Source organism: Mesorhizobium sp. LSJC269B00, from assembly GCF_000502815.1.
Lineage (GTDB): Bacteria > Pseudomonadota > Alphaproteobacteria > Rhizobiales > Rhizobiaceae > Mesorhizobium.
Window position 1 is genome coordinate 597,181 of record NZ_AYVN01000003.1, and the last position, 21,279, is coordinate 618,459.

The following is a 21,279-nucleotide window of genomic DNA, read 5'->3' on the forward strand; positions in this document are numbered from 1 at the left end:
GGCTCAGGGCCGAGGCGCTGATCCCACTCAGGCCGGAACTTTGGCCTTCCGACCCTTGGCTTTCGCCGGCGCGGCCACTGCAGCCTTGCGGCCGAGGCCGATCGACTTGGCCAGCTCGGAGCGCGACGCCGCGTAGTTGGGGGCAACCATCGGATAGTCGGCCGGCAGGCCCCATTTGGTACGATAGGCTTCCGGCGTCAGGTTGAAATGGACGCCGAGATGGCGCTTCAGCGATTTGAATTTTTTGCCGTCCTCGAGGCAGATGATGTAATCCGGCGTCACCGACCGCTTGGGATTGACGGCCGGGATCTGCGGCGCCGCCACTGGGGCCGGCGGCTGGCTGAGCCCTCCGATCGACGCCGCAACGCTGGCGATGAGATCGCTCAGGCCGGCAACGGGCAAGCGGTTCTTCTCGACGTAAGCGGACACGATATGGGCGGTAAGCTCGAGCAGGTCGATGTCCTTGTCAGAGTCGTTGCTGTCGTCGGCCAATTTATCTCTCCGTCGCTAGGGGGGGTGGCGGAAACTCCCAGAGTGGTCCCAGCGGAGCCGGAAATCCGCTCTAGTCATTTGTCTTGCCGCATATGTGCGGTTGCGCCAGATGATTCCATCCGGTGCCACCGATCTAATCGCCAAATCTGCGTAACGCAATGACTTCGTATCGCGCCACACGTCATTTTGAACAACTATACTGAATTTTAATACTATCAGACGATCAGCGCCTTGTCGCGCCATAGTCGAAAACCGCCCTCGAAAGCGCGCGTATTGTCGCCGCGCCTGGATGTGGCGGGCAATTCATCCAGTCTGTCGACATTGCCGCCGCCGATGACGACATAATCCGGCTGCAGCGCCGCACGCAGCCGCCCGACGACGTCGAAAACGTATTTGCGCCATTTTTTCTTGCCGTATTTCTCCAGGCCGCGCTCGCCGACATAATCTTCGAAACTGCCGCCCTTGCGGTACGGCAGATGCGCCAGTTCCATCGGCTGGCCGACATTGTCGAGGATCATCGCCGCGCCCAGGCCGGTGCCGAGGCCGAGGAACAGCATGCGCCCGCCATCGTAGCTGCCGATCGCCTGCAGCAGCGCGTCGTTGACGACCTTGACCGGCTTGCCGAAGGCGGCAGCAAAATCGTAGCCGTCCCAGCCCTTGCCGAGATTGGCGGGATCGAGCGAAGGCCTGTTGCGCCTGACCGGGCCGGGATAGCCCATCGAGATCACGTCATAGGCCAGCCCTTCGGCCAGCGTCTTCACCGTGGCGACCATCTGCTGCGGTGTCAGGTCCGGTCCGGAATCGGCTCGGCGCATCTCGCCGCCGGCGCTGGTGAGGATTTTCACATGCGAGCCGCCGACATCGATCGTCAGCACGATCGGTTCGGCGTTGGCCTTCGCGGGCCTGGCTGCCTTGGCCATGTCGTTTCCTCCGCTCACTTGGCGCATTCCCGCGTTTCAGGGAAACGGGGGAATGCTCCAACTCTTTATTTTTACCCAATTTCGGACGGAAAGACCGCTCGCACTTTTCCTGGAATTGCTCAACTCGGATTGATCCAGCCGTTGGGCGGCCCGAAGCTGGCCATGGCGTCGGCAGGCCCCCAGGTCTTCGGCTCATACATATGCGGCGGCGTAGTGTCGCCCAGCACCGGGCCGACGATGCGCCAGGCAAGCTCGCTGGCATCCTGGCGGGTGAACAATTGGCCATTGCCGTTCATGGCATCGCCGATCAGCCGCTCATAGGGCGGCATGTCGCCCTTCGAATCGTCGAGCGCGGTGAGCTCGACCTGCTCGCCGACCATGTCGTCGCCGGGCGCCTTGCGTTGCGCGCCGATCGAGATCGCCACCTGCGGGTCGATGCGGAAGCGCACGTAATTTGCGTCGCTGGGCTTGATCGGATCGAAGACGTCGAGCGGCGGCCGCTTCAGCCGCACGATCACTTCGGTCACATGCACCGGCATGTTCTTGCCGGTGCGGATGAAGAACGGCACGTCCTGCCAGCGCCAGGTGTCGACCATGAAGCGCACGGCAGCAAAGGTTTCGACCGGCGAGTTCGGCTTCACGCCGGGTTCAGCGAGGTAGCCGGTGAACTGGCCGCGCACGACGTCGTCCTTGGTCAGCGTGCGGATGGCGCGCAGCACCTGCACCTTCTCGTCGATCAGATCGTCGGCCGAGCGGCCGACCGGCGGTTCCATGGCGAGCAGCAAAAGGATGTTGAGCAGATGGTTCTCGATCACATCGCGGATAGCGCCGACATCGTCATAGAATTTGCCACGGCCTTCGACGCCGAAGTCCTCGGCCATGGTGATCTGTACGCTTTCGACGAAGTTGCGGTTCCAGATCGGCTCGAGAAAGGAATTGGCAAAGCGGAAATAGAGCAGGTTCTGGATCGCCTCCTTGCCGAGATAGTGGTCGATGCGGAAGATCGACTGCTCTTCGAACACCAGATGCAGCACGCGGTTCAGCCAGCGCGCCGATTGGAGATCGTGGCCGAACGGCTTTTCCACCATCAGCCGCGCGCCATGCGCGGTACCGGATTGCTCCAGCCCCTGGACGACGGTCTCGAACATGGTCGGCGGCACCGCCATATAGTGCAGAGGCCGCTGCGCCGAGCCGAGCGCCGTCTTCAGCTTCTCGAAGGTCGCGCCGTCGCGGTAGTCGCCGCTGACATAGCGCAGCAGACTGGCGAATTTGGCGAAGATCTTTTCGTCGATCTTGCCGAGAGCGTTGACGATGCCGTCGCGGGCCCTCGCCTGCAATTGGTTGATGTCCCAGGCATCGAAGGCGACGCCGATCACCGGCTCGGTCAGCGTCCCCTTGGCTACCATCTGGTAGAGGGCCGGAAATATCTTCTTGTGGGCAAGGTCGCCGGTTGCTCCGAAGAGCACCAGCGTGTCGGACCGTTCCGGGCTCATCTTGCGCGTCTCCCCTGCGGCCTTCACTTGCCGGCCTTCGGCTTTTCGACATGGCCGCCAAAGGCATAGCGCATGGCCGACAGCAGCTTGTCGGCGAATTCGGATTCGCCCTGCGAGGAGAAGCGGTCGAACAAAGCCGAGGACAGAACCGGCGCCGGCACGCCGGTGTCGATCGCCGCCTTCAGCGTCCAGCGGCCTTCACCGGAATCGGAGACGCGGCCGCCGAACTGGGCCAATGCCGGGTCGCTCTTCAGAGCGCCGGCGGTGAGGTCGAGCAGCCAGGAGCCGATCACACTGCCATGGCGCCAGACCTCGGCCACTTGCGGCAGGTCGATGTCGAACTGATAGTATTGCGGGTTTTCCAAAGGGCTGGTCTCGGCGTCCGCCGTGCGCTGTCTTTTGCCGGCATTGGCCGATTTCAGGATGTTCATGCCTTCGGCGTAGGCGGCCATGACGCCATATTCGATGCCGTTGTGGATCATCTTGACGAAATGACCGGCGCCGCTCGGTCCGCAATGCAGGTAGCCAAAGGGTGCGGTTCCGCCCGCCTTGTCGGGCGTGGCGCCGGCATCGGCACCGGGCGCCAGCGTGGCGAAGATCGGATCGAGGTGTTTGACCGCCGTATCGGGGCCGCCGATCATCAGGCAATAGCCGCGCTCCAAGCCCCAGACGCCGCCGCTGGTGCCGACATCGACATAGTGCAGGCCCTTGGCCGCAAGCTCGACCGCCTGGTCGACGGCGTCGTGATAGTAGGAATTGCCGCCGTCGATGATGATGTCGCCGGGTTCCATAAGTGCCGCCACCTGGTCGGCGATCCTGCCGGTGATCGCTGCCGGCAGCATCAGCCAGGCGCTACGCGGCTTGGACAGCTTGCCGACGAACTCTTCCATGGAGGCGGCGCCGATGGCGCCATCGGCAACCAGGGCGGCAACGCTTGCCGGGTTGATGTCGTAGACGACGCATTCATGGCCGTCGCGCATCAGGCGGCGCACCATGTTGGCGCCCATCCTGCCCAGTCCCATCATTCCGATCTGCATGGTCTTGTCCTAGTCGCTTGAGGAAAGAAAATTGTGGGCGAGTTAGTTCTCAATGCCGACGGTGAAGTCGACATTCTCCCAACGGTCGCCATCGGGCCAGAAAAAAGTGAAGACGATCGTATTACCTCGCGGAATATCGGCCACCGGCAGATCCGCCAGATGGACGCCAAAGACATTCACGGACGTGTTGATTTCATGGCTGGTCTGCCACTGGTCGCCGCTCCAGCGGATCAGTCCCGGCTGCAGCAGTTCAACCCGCAGCGTCTTGCCGGCTTCCATGGTGCGCAGCCTGTTGTTGAAGCGCCATATCCTCAGCGGCGAGCCGGTCTTGTCCCTGACATAGCGCTTGACGCCTTGCGGCGGCATGTCGAAGACGGCGCCGTCGCGGAGCGAGCGCAACAGCTTGATGTGTTCCGAATGCGCCCAGACCAGCGGCATGGCGCTGCCCGACGGCCTGCCCAGCCACAATTCGCGCTGCGGTATGTCGGCGCCGTCCCAGACCTGTTCCGGCAGCAGACCGCCCACGCCAGCCGAAGCCTCGAATGTCCTGAGCAGGCTTGCCGCCTTGTCCTTGTTACCGGCGGCCAGCTCGTAGTGGGCGCGTTCGCCGGCCAGCAACGGCCAGGGCCGGCCCTGGCCGTTGCCGTCGAAGGGGGCGCCGTCGGCGTGTTCGCCATAACCGTCGCTGGTGTAGCGATACCAGAGAGGCCCTTGCGGCAGGTCGCAGCGCAGTTGCGCGTCTATGATCTTGACCGTGCCGACGATGCGCGGATCGTCCGCGGCCCTGAGGCCGAAGCGGACCAGCGCCAGCGCGTCCGGGCTGACAATCGCTTCGGCCGGCTTGTCGGTATCGCCCGGCGGACGGTTCTTGATCGGTACGAAGCCGTCCTTCGGCGATGCGGCGCCTGAAGCGTCGGCCGGCGCGATGCGGATGTAGTAGCCGTCGACGCCAGCCTCGTGGCGCTCCGGTGTGCCGCTGACATAGGTCCAGCGCTCGATCTGGTCGTTCCAGCAATCCGCGACCTCGCGCAAATAGTTAGCCGGCTCGGGTTTGCCGTTGACGTCGAACAGATCGGCGGCGCCAAGCAGTGCCGATATTTCGACGGCGAGCGTGAATGGGCTGTAGCCGGCATCCTCTTCCCAGCGGTCCTGCCCGGTGAAGGGACCATTGCGCACGACATAGGACACGGCCTTCTCGATCATCGGCATGAAGGCGGCGAGCTTGGCGCGCGGCAGGTGGCCGGCGCGGTGCAGCCCATCGGCAAGCAGCAGCGGGAAGGCGCATTCGTCCATCTGGATGCCCGGCCAATAGAGCGAGCCGTCGAGCCACACATTTTGTGGCCAGTGGCCGTCCGGCTGCTGGATGGAACGGAGATAGGCGAGGATCTCAAGCGCCTGCGCCGGATCGCCGGCGGCGAGGAAGCCGCCCGCGGTTTCGACGAGGTCGCGCGGCCAGACCAGATGATAGCCGCCGAGGTCGTCGTCGCCCTTGCTCGCTCCCCAGGGGATCGACAGGCTGGCAACGGCCGCACCGGGCCTCGCCAGCGACAGGTGCGTCGCCAGCACCGCTGTGCTGACGCGGTAGGTGTTGAGCCCGGATGCATCATGGTGGTCGAGCTGCGTCAGGCCTGCCTGCCATTTCCGCCATTTCGCGACATAGGCCTTTGCCGCCGGCTCAAAACCGCGTTTCAGGCTGGCGGCGGCGTTTTCGGCCGCTTCATCCGGCGTTGCCCCAAACCCAAGCGCAAGCAAGGCTTTGCTGTTGCGTAAGGAAAAGCCGATCTCGCCGGTCAGCGCGACATTGCCGTCCTCCGCCCTTTGGCAGGTCGGATCGAGCCGGCCGGCGCGGCTGAGTTGCTGCCAGCCGTCGGAAAAGCCTGCATAGCCGGCCGAGCAGTCGCCCCAGGGCAGCGAGGAGGCAAGCGCCAGGCAGACGCCGCGCCCGGACGCAAACAGCATCGGCTTGCCCTTGTGCTCGCCGATCCAGGCGGTGTTGCCCATGCCGGCATTGACCAGATGCGGCGCCAGCAGGGCGTAGACGCGGTAGTCCGTGGCCACGCCCTCGAGTGCCGTGAAGCTGGTTTCCTGCAGCAAGGCCGGGCGCGCCGGATCCGCCAGGATGCGCTTTTCGACCCGGTAACAGGCCGTCGCGTTGACCAGCCGGTAGGCGGGCACGCCGTCCTCGAACGGCTCGATGGCATGTGTGGCGTCACGCTTCTCCTCGGAAAACCAGCCGCCGGGACCGGTGACCAGCAGTCCCATGTCGCGCGTGCAGGCGCTGTCGAGGCCGGGATAGTAGACTTCATTGACGATGCCATGGCTGAGCGTGAACCAGACGCGGCTCGCCGTTGAAAGCGCGGCACCTACGCCGCTCTTGGCGCTTGACGTCCAGCGCGCCGGAATTCCGGGCGCGCCCATTCTTTTGGGTGCACTGGGGGGAAGGGTCGGCGGCGTCGCTGCCATGCATGGTCTCCTGGGCCCTTCCCTAAACCAGCAGGCGAAGGCTTTTCAATCATCGCACCTGAAGTTGATCGCCAAAGCGTAACCGATCGCAGTTGACAAGCGAGCTCATCTGCATTTGTCTGACAATAGATAAAAAACAGGCAGCCAACGCCAAAACCATCAGCAACAGTCGGCGGGGCCGACAATCCATGGGAGGATTATGACATGAAGAAACTGCTCGTCCTGAGCGCTCTGGCGGCGATGCTCGCCTCGGGCACGGCGCTCGCCGACACCAGCGGCAAGAAGATCGCCTTCTCCAACAATTACGCCGGCAATTCGTGGCGTCAGGCGATGCTCGACAGCTACGGCATCGTCACCAAGAAGGCGGTGGAGGACAAGATCGTCGGCGCCGCCGACATCTTCACCACCGCCGACAAGGAAGTGCCGACCCAGGCTGCCCAGGTGCAGAACCTGATCCTGCAGGGTTATGACGCCATCGTCATCAATGCCGCATCGCCGGATGCGCTGAACGGCGCCATCAAGCAGGCCTGCGATGCCGGCATCGTCGTCGTCTCCTTCGACGGGACCGTCACCGAACCTTGCGCCTACCGCGTCGTCGTCGACTTCAAGGACATGGGCAAGCAGGAAGTCGAGCAGATGGCCAAATTCCAGCCCAAGGGCGGCAATTTGCTGGAAATCCGCGGCCTTGCCGGCACCTCGATCGACGATGCCATCCATGCCGGCATCCTCGAAGGCGTCGCCGCCCATCCCGAGTTCAAGATCGTCGGTTCGGTGACCGGCGACTGGGACCAGACGACGGCGCAGAAGGCGGTCGCGACGATCCTGCCGTCGTTGCCCGACATCGTCGGCATCGTCGACCAGGGCGGTGACGGTTATGGCGCGGCACAAGCCTTTGCCGCCGCAGGCAAGCCGCGTCCGACCATCATCATGGGCAACCGCCAGGACGAGCTGAAATGGTGGAAGGAGCAGAAGGACAAGGACGGCTACCAGACCTGGTCGGCCTCGATCGCGCCCGGCGTGTCGTCGCTGGCCTTCTGGGTGGCGCAGCAGGTGCTCGACGGCCGCACGGACATTCCGCATGACCTTTTGGTGCCGTATCTCGCCTTTACCCAGGACAATTTCGAGACCGAGCTGCCGAAAATCAAGGAGGGCGGCGTCGCCACCCACGAATACAGCCAGGAAGACGCAATCGCGGCGATCAAAGCCAATATCAAGTGATGCATTGCATTCATTGCCAGCGGCATGACCGACCGGATATCGTTGAGCATGCCTGAGGCCAATACGGACATCATCAGACTGGGCGGCGCCGAAAAACATTTCGGCGCCGCCCATTTGGACATCATCAGGCTGAACGGCGCCGAAAAACATTTCGGCGCCGTTCGGGCGCTTAACGGCGTCGACTTCCATGTTGTATCAGGCGAATGCGTCGGGCTGGTCGGCCACAACGGAGCCGGCAAATCGACGCTGATGCATATGGTGGCCGGTACGCTGCAGCCCGATGGCGGTGAGATCGCGGTGCGTGGCAATGCCGAAACCGACTACTCGGTGGCGCGCGCGCTGAAACTCGGCATACGCTGCGTGTTCCAGGAACTGTCGCTCTGCCCTAACCTCAGTATCGCGGAGAATACGCGCATCAACCATCCGGCGCTCACCGGCTTCGGCTGGCGACGCAAGGCGGCTGCTCTCATTGCCGCCAAGCTGGACGAAATCTTTCCGGATCACGGCATCTCGGCAGACGACATTGCCGGCGATCTCTCCATCGGCCGGCGGCAGATGGTCGAGGTGGCGCGCGCCTTCACGGTGACGCGCGATCCGCTCGACTTGGTCATTCTCGACGAGCCGACCTCTTCGCTGGACGCGCATACTGCGGGCCAGCTGCTTGCCTTCGTGCGCCGTTTCGTAGCCACCGGGGGCAGCTGCATCCTGATCTCGCATGTGCTGGGCGAGGTGCTGCAGAATGCCGACCGCATCGTGGTCATGCGCGACGGCAAGGTGGTCGCCACGGACGTTGCAAAAGCGTTCGACCGCGACCGGCTGGTGGCCACCATGGGCGGCGCGGAAGCGCGCGAGAAGATCGCGGCGGAGATCGCCGCCAGGCCGGCGGCGGGCCCGCTCAGGGTGCGGGCGCGGCCCGAGCGGCAGCAGGACGGCAAGGAGCTTGTCGCCCGCGCCGGCGAGATCATCGGGCTTGCCGGGCTTGCCGGCCATGGCCAGACCGACCTGTTGCTGGCGATCTATGCCGCCGCGACGCGTAGAAGGCTTGATATCGAGGTGACCGCCCCGGTGGCGCTGGTGGCCGGAGACCGCCAATCGGACGGCATTTTCCCGCAATGGTCTATTGCCGAAAACATCGGCATCCGCTCGCTGGCGCGGCTGCGCAAAGGGCTGCTGATCTCGCCGCAGCGCGAGGCCGAGCTTGCCGAGTTCTGGAAGCAGAAGATCGGCATCCGCACGCCTGACATGACCAACAACATCTTCTCGCTGTCCGGCGGCAACCAGCAGAAGGCGCTGTTTGCCCGCGCACTGGGTTCCGATGCGCAGATCGTGCTGATGGACGATCCGATGCGCGGCGTGGACATCGGCACCAAGCTCGAGGTCTACGATCTCGTGCGCGAGGAGGCGGCCAAGGGCCGGACCTTCCTCTGGTACACCACCGAGACCGAAGAGCTCGACAATTGCGACCACATCCATGTCTTCAAGAACGGCCGCATCGTCGCCAATCTCACGCGCGACGAGCTGACCGAGGAAAAGATCATCCAGTCCTCATTCGGCGACGCGGCCTGAGATGACGGCAATCGCTCCCGGCCCGACGACCTCGCCGCGCAGCAATGCCGCCCGCGCGCGCCTGTTGCGCAGCCTGTTGCCGGCGCTGTCGCTGGCGCTGGTGGTTATCGCCATCGCCTGGCTCAACCCACGCGCCATCAGCTATTTCGGCTTCAGCCTGATGTTGAACCTGGCTATCCCGATCGCGCTGGCGACGATCGCCCAGATGTTCGTCATCGCCGGCAATGAGCTCGATCTGTCGATCGGCACTTTTGTCGGCTTTGTCGGCTGCGTCACCGCGACCTGGCTGAAGGACGCGCCGCTGCTCGGCGTGGTCATCCTGCTCGGCGCCATCGGGGTCTATGCACTGCTGGGCGCATTGATCCATCTGCGCAATCTGCCGTCGATCGTGGTAACGCTAGGCATGAGCTTCGTCTGGCAGGGGCTTGCCATTCTGGTGCTGCCCAAGCCCGGTGGCAAGGCGCCGGACTGGCTCTTGTCGCTGATGGCCTTCAAGCCGCCCTTCATTCCGTTCCCTATCATCGCCGCGCTGGCGATCGCAGCGGTGGTGCATTTTGGGCTGATGCGCACCTCTTATGGCGTCATCCTGCGGGGATCCGGCGGCAATCCGGCGGCGCTCAGGCGCGCTGGCTGGTCGCTGCTTCGAACCAAGATCGTGCTGTTTGCGCTGACCGGCCTATTCGGCGTTCTGTCCGGCATGGCGCTGATCGGTATCACCACCTCGGCCGACGCTAATATCGGCAATGGCTACACGCTGCTGGCGATCGCCGGCGTCATCCTCGGCGGTGGCGAGTTCGTCGGCGGCCGGGTATCGCCGATTGGCGCCGTGCTCGGCGCGCTGACACTGGCGCTGGCGGCATCGCCTCTGCTCACCTTCATGCACATTCCGCCGGACTGGCAGGTCGCGGCCAACGGCGCCATCCTGATCATCGTGCTGGCAGCCCGCGTCCTGATCAGCCGCAGGGAGAGGTAGCGATGACATTTGTGAAATCGCTTGTCGCCAAACCCTGGATCTGGTCGTTCATCGGCGCGATGTTCGTCTGGCTGGCGACCATCGCTTTCACCGGCGGCTATGGCGGCGGCGGCATGATCACGGCGGCACTTTCGCTTGCCGTGTTCACCGTGATCGTCGGCGTCGGCCAAATGTTCGTCATCACGCTCGGGCCAGGCAATGTCGACCTGTCGCTGCCGGCCAATATCGGGCTCGCCAGTGCCGTCGCCATGAAGGTCATGGGCGGCAGCGATTCCATGATCGTGGTCGGGCTGCTCGCCGCGCTCGCCTGCGGCGCCGCCATCGGTGCCGTCAACTATCTCCTGATCTGGGCGCTGAGGATCCCGCCGATCATCGCCACTCTGTCGGCCAGCTTCATCATCCAGTCGATCGACATCAGCTATGGGCGTGGCCTGCAGATCAAGCCGCCGCCCGGCTTTGCCGATTTTGCGAACTGGCAAATCCTGGGCATTCCAGTGCTGGCGATCCTTACCGTGTTGTTCAGCATCGGTGCGGCCATCGCCTTGCAGCGCATGATCTATGGCCGCTCGGTGCTGGCGATCGGCCAGAACATCCGCGCCGCGTGGCTTGCCGGCGTCAATGTCGGCCGCACCCGCTTCCTGACTTACACGCTGTCGGGCGCGCTCGGCGGCATGGATGGGGCGCTGCTCGCCGGCTATTTCCGCGGCGCCAATGTCGATATCGGCAACGAGTACCTGCTGGCCTCGATCGCCGTCGTCGTCATCGGCGGCACCTCGGTCGCCGGTGGCAAGGCCAATGTTCCCGGTGTCTGGGGCGCGGCGCTGTTCCTGGTACTGCTTCTGACCATGCTCAACACGTTCGGCGTCAGCGCCGGCGTTCGGCTGTTGCTGACCGGGCTGATCATCGTCGGCGTCATCACCGTAGCCGGCGGCGAGAAGGCGCTGCGCTAAAAGGCGTGAGCCCGGCAGCAGTCCCGCTAAATTTGACCATGTGGACAAAAGTCCGCACCCGTTCCATAGTTCCGCGTCTGATTTCGGAACAGCCGGCTCGACACGGCTGTCAAACAGAGGGGCACTAGATGGAAAACCGGAAAAACAAATCGCAATCGACCGGCCTGTCGCGGCGCGACGTGCTGGAACTCGGCGCACTTGGCCTGGCCGCAGCCATGCTGCCGGGTGCAGCCTTCGCCAAGGACAAGAAGCTGAAGGTGGCGGCGATCTTCGCCACGCCGATCGAGGAGCCGTGGGACAACCAGATCCACGTCGCCCTGCAGAAGGCCGAGAAGGAACTCGGCATCGAATACAAATGGTCGGAAAAGGTGCAGACCGCCGATTTCAGCCGCGTCATGCGCGAATATGCGCAAGGCGGGTACCAGCTGGTGCTGGGCGACGCCTTCGCCGCCGAGCGTGAATCGCGCCGCACGGCAAAGCAGTTCCCGAAGACGGCATGGCTGTTCGGCTCGGGCGCCGGCCCGGCCGAGCCCAATTTCGGCGTCTTCGACAACTGGATCCACGAGCCGGCCTACCTCTCCGGCATGATCGCCGGCAAGATGTCGAAGTCGGGCACGATCGGCGCGGTGGCGGCCATGGGCATTCCGGAAGTGAACCGGCTGGTCAACGCCTTCTTTGCCGGCGCCAAGGAGGTCAATCCCAACATCAAGAAGAAGGTCGCCTTCATTGGCTCGTTCTTCGATCCGCCCAAGGCCAAGGAAGCGGCGGTCGCCCAGATCGATGCCGGCGTCGATGTCATCTATGCCGAGCGCTTCGGCGTCATCGAGGCGGCGGTGGACAAGAAGATCCTCGCCATCTCCAACATGTCCGACCAGTCGAGCCTCGGCCCCGACACGGTCATAACCGGGCCGGTCTGGGACATGTATCCGACGGTCGAGCAGGCGATCAAGCTGGTCAAGGCCGGTGTCTTCACCGCGCAGGATTATGGCGATTTCTCGCGCATGGCCAAGGGCGGGTCGTTCCTGGCGCCCTACCATAAATTCGACAAGACGCTGCCGGCGGATGTGAAGGATCTGGTCGAGAAGAAGAAGGTCGAGATCCTGGAAGGCAATTTCCGGGTGGATGTGGATGAGAACACGCCGGTTTCGGATTAGCTCGGCGCACCCCCTCCCCTTGAGGGGAGGGTGGCCCGCAGGGCCGGGTGGGGTCCTCCGCGAAGTGCTCCATCCTGCTAAGTCATGGGTTGAGGCAGTTGAGGTGACCCCACCCGCCTCGCTTCGCTCGGCACCCTCCCCTCGAGGGGGAGGGGTATCTCCGCAGGAGCATCCTTGTCCGCCCCTCTCATCGAAATGCGCGGCATCACCAAGAGCTTCGGCGCCGTCAAGGCGAATGAGGCTGTCGATCTAAGCGTCGCCCCAGGTGAGATCCTCGGCCTGCTGGGCGAAAACGGCGCCGGCAAGACGACGCTGATGAATGTGCTGTTCGGCGCCTATGCGCCGGATGCCGGCGAAATTCTTATCCAGGGCAAGACCGTGCGGATCACCAGTTCGGCCGATGCGCTGGCCGCCGGCATCGGCATGGTGCACCAGCATTTTCATTTGGCGCCAAGGCTGACGGTCCTGGAAAACCTTCTGATTGGCTTTCCCGCCAAATCCGGCCGCATCGACCGCGCCGGCGGACTTGCCCGGTTGTCCGACATCAGCCGTCGGCATGGGCTGACGCTGGACCCCAACCTGCCTGTCTCCGCGCTGTCGGTCGGCGAGCAGCAGCGGCTCGAAATCGTCAAGGCGCTGTTTCGCGGCGCCAGCCTGTTAATCCTCGACGAGCCGACGGCGGTGTTGGCGCCGGGCGAGGTCGACGGGCTGTTTTCGGCGCTGCGCTCGATGGCGGCGCAGGGGCTCGGAATCATCTTCATCTCGCATAAATTGAACGAGGTGCGGGCGCTCACCCATCGCTGCACCGTATTGCGGCACGGCCGCGTCGCCGGCCGTGTCGACGATCCGGCGAACACGACATCGGCAGAAATGGCGCAGCTGATGTGCGGCCATGAGATCGTGCCGCCGGCAAGAGGACCTTCGACCCCAGGCGCGGCGGTGCTGACGCTCGACGGTATTTCCACCTCACGGCATTCGGGGACGCCGCTGCGCGATGTATCGCTTGCCGTTCGCGCGGGCGAAATCCTCGGCATTGCCGGGGTCTCCGGCAATGGCCAGCGGGCGCTGGCCGAGGTGATTTCCGGCACGCGCGCGCCCGACGCCGGCGCGATGACGATAGCCGGCAAACCTGTTACGCGGTTCTCGCCGCGCGAGGTGCAGGCGCTCGGCCTTGGCCGCATCCCGGAAGACCGTATGACGACCGGGCTGGTCACCAATCTGCCGCTCGCCGATTCCATGGTGTTGCCGCGCATTGGTACTGCGGCTTTCAGCAGCCGGGGCCTGCTCAAGCCAGATGCGATCCGCGCCTTCGCCGAAGAACAGATCAAGGCCTATGACATCAGGTGCCCCGGGCCGATGACCCGCGCCGGCGCGCTGTCGGGCGGCAATCTGCAGAAGGCGCTGCTGGCGCGCGAACTGGCTTTCGACCCGAAGGTGCTGATCGTCTCGCAGCCGACGCGCGGCCTCGACATCGGTGCCGCCCGCTTCATCCACGAAAAATTCCTCGACATGCGTGCCAAGGGCTGCGGGATCATCGTCATCGGCGAGGATCTCGAAGAGCTGCTGGTGCTCTGCGACCGCATCGCGGTGATGTATGAGGGCCGCATCGCCGGCACGCTGGACAGCGCCGATGCGACCATCGCGCGGCTTGGGCTGCTGATGACCGGGGCGGAGGGCAGAGCCTAGATGGACTTTCTCACTCGGTTCCTCGCAGAAACCTCAAATAATACTGCCCGCTTTTGGCTGACTTTAAGCGTCAGCGCTGCCCCTCACCTGCCTGCCGGCATCCTCTCCCCGTATAGAGACGGGGAGAGGGGCTCTCACCCATGGTTTCGCCAATCACCACAGCTGCAAGAGGGGAGTTGCATAGGGCCCGGATCCCTTCTCCCCGTGTCTATACGGGGAGAAGGTGCCGGCAGGCGGATGAAGGGCGGCGCGACCGTCTGGGCGGCGGAGGGGCATAGCTGATGTTCCGCCTCGAAGCCCGCAGTTCCACCCCCGCCTGGTTCAATCTCGCTTTGCCGCTGCTGGCCATCGGCGCAGCGCTGGTCCTGTGCAGCGGCCTCATCGCGCTGGCCGGCGCCGGCGTGCTTGAGGCCTATGGCGTGATGCTGTCGGCCTCGTTCGGCGACAGCTATGCCATCACCGAAACGCTGGTGCGCGCCGCCCCGATGATCTTCACCGGGCTGGCTGTGGCCGTCGCCTTCCGGGCCAAATTCTGGAACATCGGCGCCGAGGGCCAATTGCTGGCCGGCGCCGTGGCCAGCTGCTTCGTCGGCGCCATCCCAATGCCGGGCGCGCTGGCGATCCTGTCGATGGCGCTGGCCGGCGCTGCTGCCGGTGCCGCTGTCGCGCTTGTGCCGGCGACCCTGCGAGTGAAATTCAAAGTCGATGACGTCGTCAGTTCGCTGCTGCTCAATTCGGTCATCTACTATGCGCTAATGGCGCTGATCGAGGGGCCGTGGAAGGACTCGTTCAGCGGCTATCCGATCTCGCCGCCGATCGAGGATTCGGCGAATTTCCCGGTGCTGCTCGAAGGCACAAGGCTGCATCTGGGTGTCATCGCCGCGTTGATCGCGGCACCGTTGATCTGGTTCCTGATCGTGCGCACCACGCTCGGCTTCCGGATCAGGGTCACCGGCGAAAGCCCGGAAGCCGCCCGCTATGGCGGCATCCACGTCGAGCGGGTGCTGATTTCGACGGCGCTGCTGTCGGGCGCGCTGGCCGGGCTTGCCGGCGTAGGCGAGGTCGGCGGCGTGCATTTCCAGGTGATGAGCGACATTTCGCCGGGCTATGGCTATTCCGGCATCGTCGTTGCCATGCTGGCCAGGCTCAATCCGCTCGGCGTCGTACCGGCGGCGATCTTCCTGGCCGCCGTGATGACCGGCGCCGAAGCGATGTCGCGCGCCACCGGCGTACCGGCGTTCCTCAGCGATGTCATCCAGGGCACGGCGCTGCTCGCCATGCTGGTGGCGCTGCTGTTCACGGCCTATCGCATCCGCCGCGTCGGTGCCGCCTTATGAGCGCGGTGTTCGAACAGATTTTTCAGGTCGGCTTCCTCGCCGCCATTATCCGCATCGCCACGCCGCTGGCATTTGCCACGCTGGGCGAGATGTTCTCCGAGCGGGCCGGCGTGCTCAATCTCGGTATCGAAGGCATCATGCTGCTCTGCGCGATGACCGGCTTCACCGCCGCCAGCCTCAGCGGCAGCCTGTGGCTCGGCGTGCTGGCCGCGGTGTTGACCGGCATGGCGATGAGTGCGCTGCATGCGCTGTTCACCGTGGCGCTCGGCCTCAGCCAGCATGTCTGCGGCATCGGCGTTACTTTGTTCTCGTCCGGCCTTGCCTATTTCCTCTACCGTCTGACCTTCGGCCAGCAATCGGTGCCGCCCAGCATCAAGGGTTTTCAGACGGTGCCGATCCCGCTGCTGTCGGATATTCCGGTTCTGGGGTCAGCGGTTTTCAACCAGTTTGCGCTGGTCTACTTGGCAATCATTGCCATCCCGCTCGCTGCTTTCGTGCTCTACCGCACGCCTTGGGGGCTGTCGGTGCGGATGGTCGGCGAGAACCCGCGCGCCGCTGATTCCGCTGGGGTCAGCGTCATCGCCACGCGCTTCCAGGCGGTCATCCTCGGCGGTGCGCTGATGGGGCTTGCGGGCGCCTTCCTCACCATGGCACAGTTCAACGCCTTCACCTTTGGTGTGGTGTCGGGCCGTGGCTGGGTGGCGATCGCGCTGGTCGTGTTCGGCCGCTGGGACCCGTGGCGCTCTGCGGGCGCGGCGCTGCTGTTCGCCTTCGTCGATGCGCTACAATTGCGCATGCAGGCGAGCGGCCTCGGGCATATTCCCTATGAGGCGTTCTTGATGCTGCCGTTCATTTTCACCATCGTCGCGATGGCCGTGATGTCACGCAACGCGGTTGCGCCGTCGGCGCTGCTGAAGCCGTTTCGACGAGAAGAGCGGTAAGGCGAGTAGGACTTGGCGCCCTTCCTCTCCCCCGGGGGAAGAGGTGGCGCTGCGAAGCAGCGACGGAGCGGGGAACCACCTCGCCACTGTTGCCAACGGGTGCGCATGAATCTTCCTTGCGCCAAGGGTCGACCCCCACTCCGTCGAGCTGCGCTCGACACCTCTCCCCCGATCGACGGGGGAGAGGAAGGGCGCCAAGCCTGGGATACTCACATCGCCGTAAAACCATTTATCGACAAACAGATGCGTGCCATTGACGAAGCTGGACTCATCGCTGGCGAGGTACAGCGCTGCCTTGGCCACTTCCTCCGGCTCACCGATGCGGCCCTGCTGTGCGGCCAATGCGGCGCCCGACACGTCGACGCCGAGCTTGCCGAGATCGGCGACCTCGCGCAGGCCGTGCGGCGTGCGGATGAAGCCGGGACAGACGGCGTTGCAGCGTATGTTGCGGTCGCGGAATTCGACTGCGATGGCGCGCGCGAACATGTGGCAGGCGCCCTTGGTGGTGTCGTAGAGCACCTCCATGGGTGTGGCCGCCACAGCCGAGATCGACGAGGTGCAGACGATCGAACCGCCACCGGCAGCGATCATGCCCGGCAACACGGCGCGCGTCATCAGGAACATCGAGCGGACATTGACCGCATGCAGCCAGTCCCATTCCTGCACTGTCGTCTCCAGGAACGGCTTTATCACGATGGTGCCGGCATGGTTGAACAACACCGTGGCCGGGCCGAGCCTGGCAGTCGCAGCCTTCACTGCGGCCTCGACCTGCGCCTCGTCCGAGACGTCGGCCACCCAGTGTTCGGCGATATGTCCCCGCGCGCGTATCGCCGCCGCAGTGGCTGCCGCCGCCTCGCCATTGCGGTCAATGATCGCCACCTTGGCGCCTTCGGCGGCGAACAATTCCGAGGCCGCTCCGCCCATTCCGGTCGCGCCGCCCGAGATGATTGCAATCTTGCCGGCTAGTCTTGTACCCATGTTCTGTTCCCCGTTCCCGATCGAAATAATCCGCATTTACGCCGGAATGGCGATGCTATCGCCTATGCAGACGTCGGCCAAGCTTGTCGCTCGCTTGTCTCCAACAGGGGTCTCCCAGCAATGCCAAACCAAATAATAAAGAATACTGAGAAAATCATTCTACATATCTCCAAAAAATAGCACTCGACAAAGTCTACTGATTTTATAGATTAATCCGCAAGACGGAGGTCGATATGTCCTATATCCAGAACGCCGAGACGGACCGCACCAGCCAGAGGCTGGCCAATAGCCAGGTTTTCCGCCCGGCCTATGCCGGCGCTTTCGCCTATCTCGTCTTTGCCCTTGCGTTCGTGTTCACCGGGGCAGTCGTGCTCGGCTTGATTCCCTGACCGATCAGGCCGAAAGGGTGGCGACCTAGCGCTTTCAGTGAGTGACCGGAGTTGATGAACCGAACGCGGACGCGCTTTGGCGCTGATGCTTGTTTTTACGCATGTCGTCGTCTCAAAACCGGGGGCGACATACATCCAACGTGATGGAGGAGATGGCAATGCCGATCGAGTTCACGCATGTTCCCGGTAAAACGCACGCCGCCGATGCCGGTTCGGCCGTACCGTTCTTCTATGATTTCGTCGAGACGGCGACCAAGCTGTCGCTGATCGAGGATTCCGGCTTCCAGAACATCGTCGTCGACGACCCGGCCGGGCTGTTGACCAATATGGACATCGCCGCCCAGGCGCTGGACCGCACCTCGTCGCTGGAAGTGGTGCTGACGCACTGGGCCGGCGTGATCGCGCCAGCCGTTGCGGCGCGGCAACTGGCGGCGCTCGACGCCAGGAGCGGCGGCCGGCTGGCGCTGAGGATGCTGAGCGAGCCGCTGGATGACGACGATGCCGAGACGCGTCCGGTCGGCCACACCGTGGTCTGGCAGCGCATCGACGAATATCTGGTGCTGCTGAAGCGGCTGTGGTCGAACGACCGGCCCTTCGACCATGAAGGTGCATTCTACAGCATCAAGGGTGGCTATGTGCCGCGCAAGGGGCCGCATGGCGTCGACGTGATCATCCGCATGGGTGGCCAGTCTGGCACCGCGCTCAGGGCCGCCGGTCGCCATGCCGACGTCTTCGAACTGGCGGCTGGTTCGCTCGACGAGATCCGCCAGCTGATGGAACGGGCGCGCAGTGCCGCCGCCGAGCATGGCCGCGCCGGCAAGCTGCGTTTTGCGCTTCCGGTCCGGGTCCGCTCGGAGGGTGGCGCCTCTACCGTCGGACACAAGGCGGTCGAACTTTCCGGACCACCGGCGAAGATCGCCCTGTCGCTGCTGCCCTATGCGGCGCTGGGCATCAGCGAGTTCATGATCGTCGGTGTCGACAGGCCGCGCGAGATCGCCAGCGTCGGCCGCGAGACGATCGCGCTCTTGCGTAATTCGCTGGCACGCCGTGAGGCGGAGGTGCCGCAGCCCGGCGCGTTTGCCTCGCGGGGCGGGTCGGATATTCACGCAGGGTGAATTTGCGGGTGGAATGAAAGCTATTTCGTAGCGTTCCTTCACACCCCCCTCTGCCCGGCAGGGCAGAGGGGTGCTGTCCCGCCAGCGTCTAATCACCACTCAGCACTGCCAGCGCCTCCAGCACCGCGTCAGATTCCGTCAGCGTACCAAATACCCCGTCCTCCACCGTCACCATATGCAGCGCCGCGTCATGCGCGTATTGGTCGCCGCTGGCGCAGGCATCGGCGATGGTCAGGCACTGGAAATTGCGGTCGCAGGCCTCGCGCAGCGTCGTGTGCACGCAGACATCGGTCGTGCAGCCGGAAAAGATCAGATGGGTGATGCCGCGTGCGCGCAGCACAAGTTCCAGGTCGGTGTAGGTGAAGGCGCTGTTGCAGGTCTTGTCGACGATGATGTCGTGCGGCGCGACGTCGATGTCGGCGACGATCTGAAAGCCGGGGCCGGAGCGCAGCAGCACGTCGGTGCCTTCGAGACCCGCCCGCTTGCGGCGCCATCTCTCGTACGGCGTCATGTCGGCCATGTCGCCGCGATATCCCTGCCTGGTGTGAATGATGGTGAGGCCGGCCGCGCGTGCCGCTGATATCAGTCGGTTAACTGTCGGCAGGATGGCGCGCAGCGGCGCGGGGTCATAACCCTTCCTGGCGAAATAGCCGGTCGGCGAGAGGAAATCCTCCTGCAGGTCGATGACCAGCAGCGCGGTGTTTGCCGGCACCAGCCGGCCGTCATAGGGGAAATCGAACGGTATCGCCTTGATCATCGCAGCCTGCCTCAATTGCTGCCCGGTATCGTGGCCCAGCAACCCTGCGGCCGTCCATCCCTCAGTGCGACGACACCAGGTAGACCGACGCCAAGACGATGTGCCGCTGAGACATCGCGCCGATAATCGTTGGCCAAAAAAGCCATCTTGTTTGTTGACTAGTAAACTCATGTTTTATAGTCAAGCAGGGCACTCGGCCGCCTGAATTGTTTCCAGCGGCTGTGCCGCGTTTGAGAGAAGCCAGAACCAGTGGCTGGATTTTCGGGGTCGACATTCCGTCACCGACCAGCCGATCGGTACGTGCAATGACGAAGCGAGGACGAAGCGTGTCCAGAAATGGTTTGTTGGCGGCGCTGGCCGCGGTCATGCTGTCGGCCGGCAGCGCTGCTGCGCAAGAGCAGCCAAACACGCAGCCCAGGGTGACGACGGAACCCGCTGCAGCTGCCCGGTCGGCGGCCCAGCCTTCCCCGGTCGCAGTCGAACGGCCCGCACCGGCTGCGCCTGTCGCGCCGGCTTCGCCAACTGCCGGGCAGGCGGCGCCGACCGCGCCACAGCCGGCAACCCAGCCCGGTGCATCCGCGCAGGCCGAGCCTTCGGCAATATCGCTGACGCTGCCGCACGATCTGTCGCCCTGGGGCATGTTCATGGCCGCCGACATCATCGTCAAGGCGGTGATGATCGGGTTGGCCTTCGCCTCGCTGGTCACCTGGACGGTGTGGCTGGCCAAATCGCTGGAGATTCTCTTCGGCAAGCTCGGCGCCCGTCGCGCTGCGCGCGCCATCGGCAATGCCGCCACGCTGCGCCAGGCCGGGCGCGCGCTTGGCAACAGTGGCGGCCCCGGTGCGCTTTTGGTGCGGGCGGCCGAGGAAGAGACTGCCCTTTCGGCCGGTGCGCTCGGCCATGTCACCGGCGACGGGCTGAAGGAACGCGTGACGTCGCGCCTGTCGCGCATCGAAGCGGCGGCGGCGCGGCGCATGTCGCGCGGCACTGGCGTGCTGGCGACGATCGGCTCGACGGCGCCCTTCGTGGGCTTGTTCGGCACCGTCTGGGGCATCATGAACGCCTTCATCGGCATCTCGCAGGCGCAGACCACCAACCTCGCGGTCGTCGCGCCCGGCATCGCCGAGGCGCTGCTCGCCACGGCGATGGGCCTGGTCGCGGCCATTCCCGCGGTGGTCATCTACAACGTCTTTGCGCGGTCGATAGCCGGCTACCGGCAGCTCCTTGCCGATGCCTCGGCCGGGGTCGAACGGCTGGTCAGCCGCGATCTCGATTTCCGCACGGTGCCGCAGGCGCCCGCGCTGGCGGCGGAGTGATGGGCCATGGCGGCTAGAATTCGCGAGACTGTCGACGGCGATCTCGAGGAAAGCCACGAGATCAACGTGACGCCGTTCATCGACGTCATCCTGGTGCTGCTGATCATCTTCATGGTCGCTGCCCCGTTGGCGACAGTCGACGTCAATGTAGATCTGCCGGGTTCGACCGCGACACCGGCGCCGCGGCCGGAAACGCCGCTGTTCCTGACGCTGAAGGACGATCTGACGCTGGCGATCGGCAATGACAGCGTGCCGCGCCAGGCTTTCGCCGCGGTGCTCGACGGCAGAACCAAGGGCGACAAGCAGACCCGCATCTTCCTGCGTGCCGACAAGGCGGTCGGTTATGGCGAGCTGATGGAGGTGATGAACCTGCTGCGCGGCGCCGGTTATCTGAAGATCGCGCTGGTGGGGCTGGAGACGGTGCCGGCGGACGCATCCGCGGCGCACCCGGGCGCCGCCCCGTGACGCAACTGGCCGCCGCCGCCCCCGCGGCC

The 21,279-nt window shown here is 64.5% G+C and carries 18 protein-coding genes and 1 pseudogene; 12 read left to right on the top strand and 7 right to left on the bottom strand.

Annotated elements, in window-relative coordinates:
• Positions 1-27: 27 nt before the first annotated feature.
• The 5 genes from X771_RS153950 to X771_RS153930 all read right to left on the bottom strand — a co-directional run bounded on the left by X771_RS153950 (position 28) and on the right by X771_RS153930 (position 6,405).
• On the bottom strand, positions 28-492 hold the full coding sequence (locus X771_RS153950; protein WP_023687743.1) for a MucR family transcriptional regulator: 465 nt from the start codon (positions 490-492) through the stop codon (positions 28-30).
• A gap of 215 nt (positions 493-707) precedes the next feature.
• Positions 708-1,412 (bottom strand): ROK family protein, encoded by a 705-nt coding sequence (locus X771_RS153945; protein ID WP_023687744.1) that lies wholly within the window; start codon positions 1,410-1,412, stop codon positions 708-710.
• Between the two features lie 119 nt (positions 1,413-1,531).
• A complete protein-coding gene (gene zwf / locus X771_RS153940) occupies positions 1,532-2,905 on the bottom strand; it encodes a glucose-6-phosphate dehydrogenase (protein ID WP_023687745.1) in 1,374 nt (457 codons plus the stop codon).
• 23 nt (positions 2,906-2,928) lie between these two features.
• On the bottom strand, positions 2,929-3,942 hold the full coding sequence (gene gnd / locus X771_RS153935; protein ID WP_023687746.1) for a phosphogluconate dehydrogenase (NAD(+)-dependent, decarboxylating): 1,014 nt from the start codon (positions 3,940-3,942) through the stop codon (positions 2,929-2,931).
• A gap of 42 nt (positions 3,943-3,984) precedes the next feature.
• Positions 3,985-6,405: a glucan 1,4-alpha-glucosidase gene (locus X771_RS153930; protein ID WP_023687747.1), complete on the bottom strand. Its 2,421-nt coding sequence runs from the start codon at positions 6,403-6,405 to the stop codon at positions 3,985-3,987.
• Between the two features lie 204 nt (positions 6,406-6,609).
• Between X771_RS153930 and X771_RS153925 the strand changes: the two genes are divergently transcribed.
• From X771_RS153925 to X771_RS153890, 8 genes are all read left to right on the top strand, one after another.
• On the top strand, positions 6,610-7,623 hold the full coding sequence (locus tag X771_RS153925; protein ID WP_023683930.1) for an ABC transporter substrate-binding protein: 1,014 nt from the start codon (positions 6,610-6,612) through the stop codon (positions 7,621-7,623).
• A gap of 48 nt (positions 7,624-7,671) precedes the next feature.
• Positions 7,672-9,189, top strand: a complete 1,518-nt coding sequence (locus tag X771_RS153920) for a sugar ABC transporter ATP-binding protein (RefSeq protein WP_023687748.1) — start codon at positions 7,672-7,674, stop codon at positions 9,187-9,189.
• A gap of 1 nt (position 9,190) precedes the next feature.
• A complete protein-coding gene (locus X771_RS153915; protein ID WP_023687749.1) occupies positions 9,191-10,162 on the top strand; it encodes an ABC transporter permease in 972 nt (323 codons plus the stop codon).
• Between the two features lie 2 nt (positions 10,163-10,164).
• On the top strand, positions 10,165-11,112 hold the full coding sequence (locus tag X771_RS153910; protein ID WP_023687750.1) for an ABC transporter permease: 948 nt from the start codon (positions 10,165-10,167) through the stop codon (positions 11,110-11,112).
• Between the two features lie 128 nt (positions 11,113-11,240).
• The gene (locus tag X771_RS153905; protein WP_023687751.1) at positions 11,241-12,266 is read left to right on the top strand and encodes a BMP family protein; all 1,026 of its coding nucleotides are present in this window, start codon (positions 11,241-11,243) and stop codon (positions 12,264-12,266) included.
• A gap of 174 nt (positions 12,267-12,440) precedes the next feature.
• Positions 12,441-13,952 (top strand): ABC transporter ATP-binding protein, encoded by a 1,512-nt coding sequence (locus X771_RS153900; RefSeq protein WP_023687752.1) that lies wholly within the window; start codon positions 12,441-12,443, stop codon positions 13,950-13,952.
• Positions 13,953-14,233: 281 nt separating this feature from the next.
• Positions 14,234-15,289: an ABC transporter permease gene (locus tag X771_RS153895; protein WP_023683937.1), complete on the top strand. Its 1,056-nt coding sequence runs from the start codon at positions 14,234-14,236 to the stop codon at positions 15,287-15,289.
• Positions 15,286-16,230, top strand: a complete 945-nt coding sequence (locus tag X771_RS153890) for an ABC transporter permease (protein WP_023687753.1) — start codon at positions 15,286-15,288, stop codon at positions 16,228-16,230. Before X771_RS153895 ends, X771_RS153890 begins: the two co-directional genes overlap by 4 nt.
• Positions 16,231-16,439: 209 nt before the next feature.
• On the opposite strand, the pseudogene X771_RS0133765 reads toward X771_RS153890, so the two are convergent.
• Positions 16,440-17,208 (bottom strand): annotated as a pseudogene (locus X771_RS0133765) (SDR family oxidoreductase).
• Positions 17,209-17,441: 233 nt separating this feature from the next.
• Between X771_RS0133765 and X771_RS1000000166650 the strand changes: the two are divergent.
• Together X771_RS1000000166650 and X771_RS153885 are read left to right on the top strand one after the other, a co-directional pair.
• Positions 17,442-17,597 carry a hypothetical protein gene (locus X771_RS1000000166650; RefSeq protein ID WP_023687755.1) on the top strand — a complete coding sequence of 52 codons (156 nt, stop codon included), beginning with the start codon at positions 17,442-17,444 and terminating at the stop codon, positions 17,595-17,597.
• A 158-nt stretch (positions 17,598-17,755) separates the two neighbouring features.
• Entirely contained in the window at positions 17,756-18,712 is a 957-nt protein-coding gene (locus X771_RS153885; RefSeq protein WP_023687756.1) for an LLM class flavin-dependent oxidoreductase, read from the top strand.
• An 88-nt stretch (positions 18,713-18,800) separates the two neighbouring features.
• Here X771_RS153885 and X771_RS153880 read toward each other — a convergent pair whose 3' ends face one another.
• Complete coding sequence (locus X771_RS153880; RefSeq protein WP_023686098.1) at positions 18,801-19,469, bottom strand: isochorismatase family cysteine hydrolase; 669 nt, start codon at positions 19,467-19,469, stop codon at positions 18,801-18,803.
• 326 nt (positions 19,470-19,795) lie between these two features.
• Here X771_RS153880 and exbB point away from each other — a divergent pair, with 326 nt between their 5' ends.
• Together exbB and exbD are read left to right on the top strand one after the other, a co-directional pair.
• A complete protein-coding gene (gene exbB, locus X771_RS153875; protein WP_023687757.1) occupies positions 19,796-20,785 on the top strand; it encodes a tonB-system energizer ExbB in 990 nt (329 codons plus the stop codon).
• 6 nt (positions 20,786-20,791) lie between these two features.
• The gene (exbD, locus tag X771_RS153870; RefSeq protein ID WP_023687758.1) at positions 20,792-21,250 is read left to right on the top strand and encodes a TonB system transport protein ExbD; all 459 of its coding nucleotides are present in this window, start codon (positions 20,792-20,794) and stop codon (positions 21,248-21,250) included.
• Positions 21,251-21,279 lie beyond the last annotated feature (29 nt).

Coding starts and splice junctions, on each gene's coding strand:
- X771_RS153945 (WP_023687744.1), bottom strand. CDS start 1,412: ATGGCCAAGGCAGCCAGGCCCGCGAAGGCCAACGCCGAACCGATCGTG.
- zwf (WP_023687745.1), bottom strand. CDS start 2,905: ATGAGCCCGGAACGGTCCGACACGCTGGTGCTCTTCGGAGCAACCGGC.
- gnd (WP_023687746.1), bottom strand. CDS start 3,942: ATGCAGATCGGAATGATGGGACTGGGCAGGATGGGCGCCAACATGGTG.
- X771_RS153930 (WP_023687747.1), bottom strand. CDS start 6,405: ATGGCAGCGACGCCGCCGACCCTTCCCCCCAGTGCACCCAAAAGAATG.
- X771_RS153925 (WP_023683930.1), top strand. CDS start 6,610: ATGAAGAAACTGCTCGTCCTGAGCGCTCTGGCGGCGATGCTCGCCTCG.
- X771_RS153920 (WP_023687748.1), top strand. CDS start 7,672: ATGCCTGAGGCCAATACGGACATCATCAGACTGGGCGGCGCCGAAAAA.
- X771_RS153915 (WP_023687749.1), top strand. CDS start 9,191: ATGACGGCAATCGCTCCCGGCCCGACGACCTCGCCGCGCAGCAATGCC.
- X771_RS153910 (WP_023687750.1), top strand. CDS start 10,165: ATGACATTTGTGAAATCGCTTGTCGCCAAACCCTGGATCTGGTCGTTC.
- X771_RS153905 (WP_023687751.1), top strand. CDS start 11,241: ATGGAAAACCGGAAAAACAAATCGCAATCGACCGGCCTGTCGCGGCGC.
- X771_RS153895 (WP_023683937.1), top strand. CDS start 14,234: ATGTTCCGCCTCGAAGCCCGCAGTTCCACCCCCGCCTGGTTCAATCTC.
- X771_RS153890 (WP_023687753.1), top strand. CDS start 15,286: ATGAGCGCGGTGTTCGAACAGATTTTTCAGGTCGGCTTCCTCGCCGCC.
- X771_RS1000000166650 (WP_023687755.1), top strand. CDS start 17,442: ATGTCCTATATCCAGAACGCCGAGACGGACCGCACCAGCCAGAGGCTG.
- X771_RS153885 (WP_023687756.1), top strand. CDS start 17,756: ATGCCGATCGAGTTCACGCATGTTCCCGGTAAAACGCACGCCGCCGAT.
- X771_RS153880 (WP_023686098.1), bottom strand. CDS start 19,469: ATGATCAAGGCGATACCGTTCGATTTCCCCTATGACGGCCGGCTGGTG.
- exbD (WP_023687758.1), top strand. CDS start 20,792: ATGGCGGCTAGAATTCGCGAGACTGTCGACGGCGATCTCGAGGAAAGC.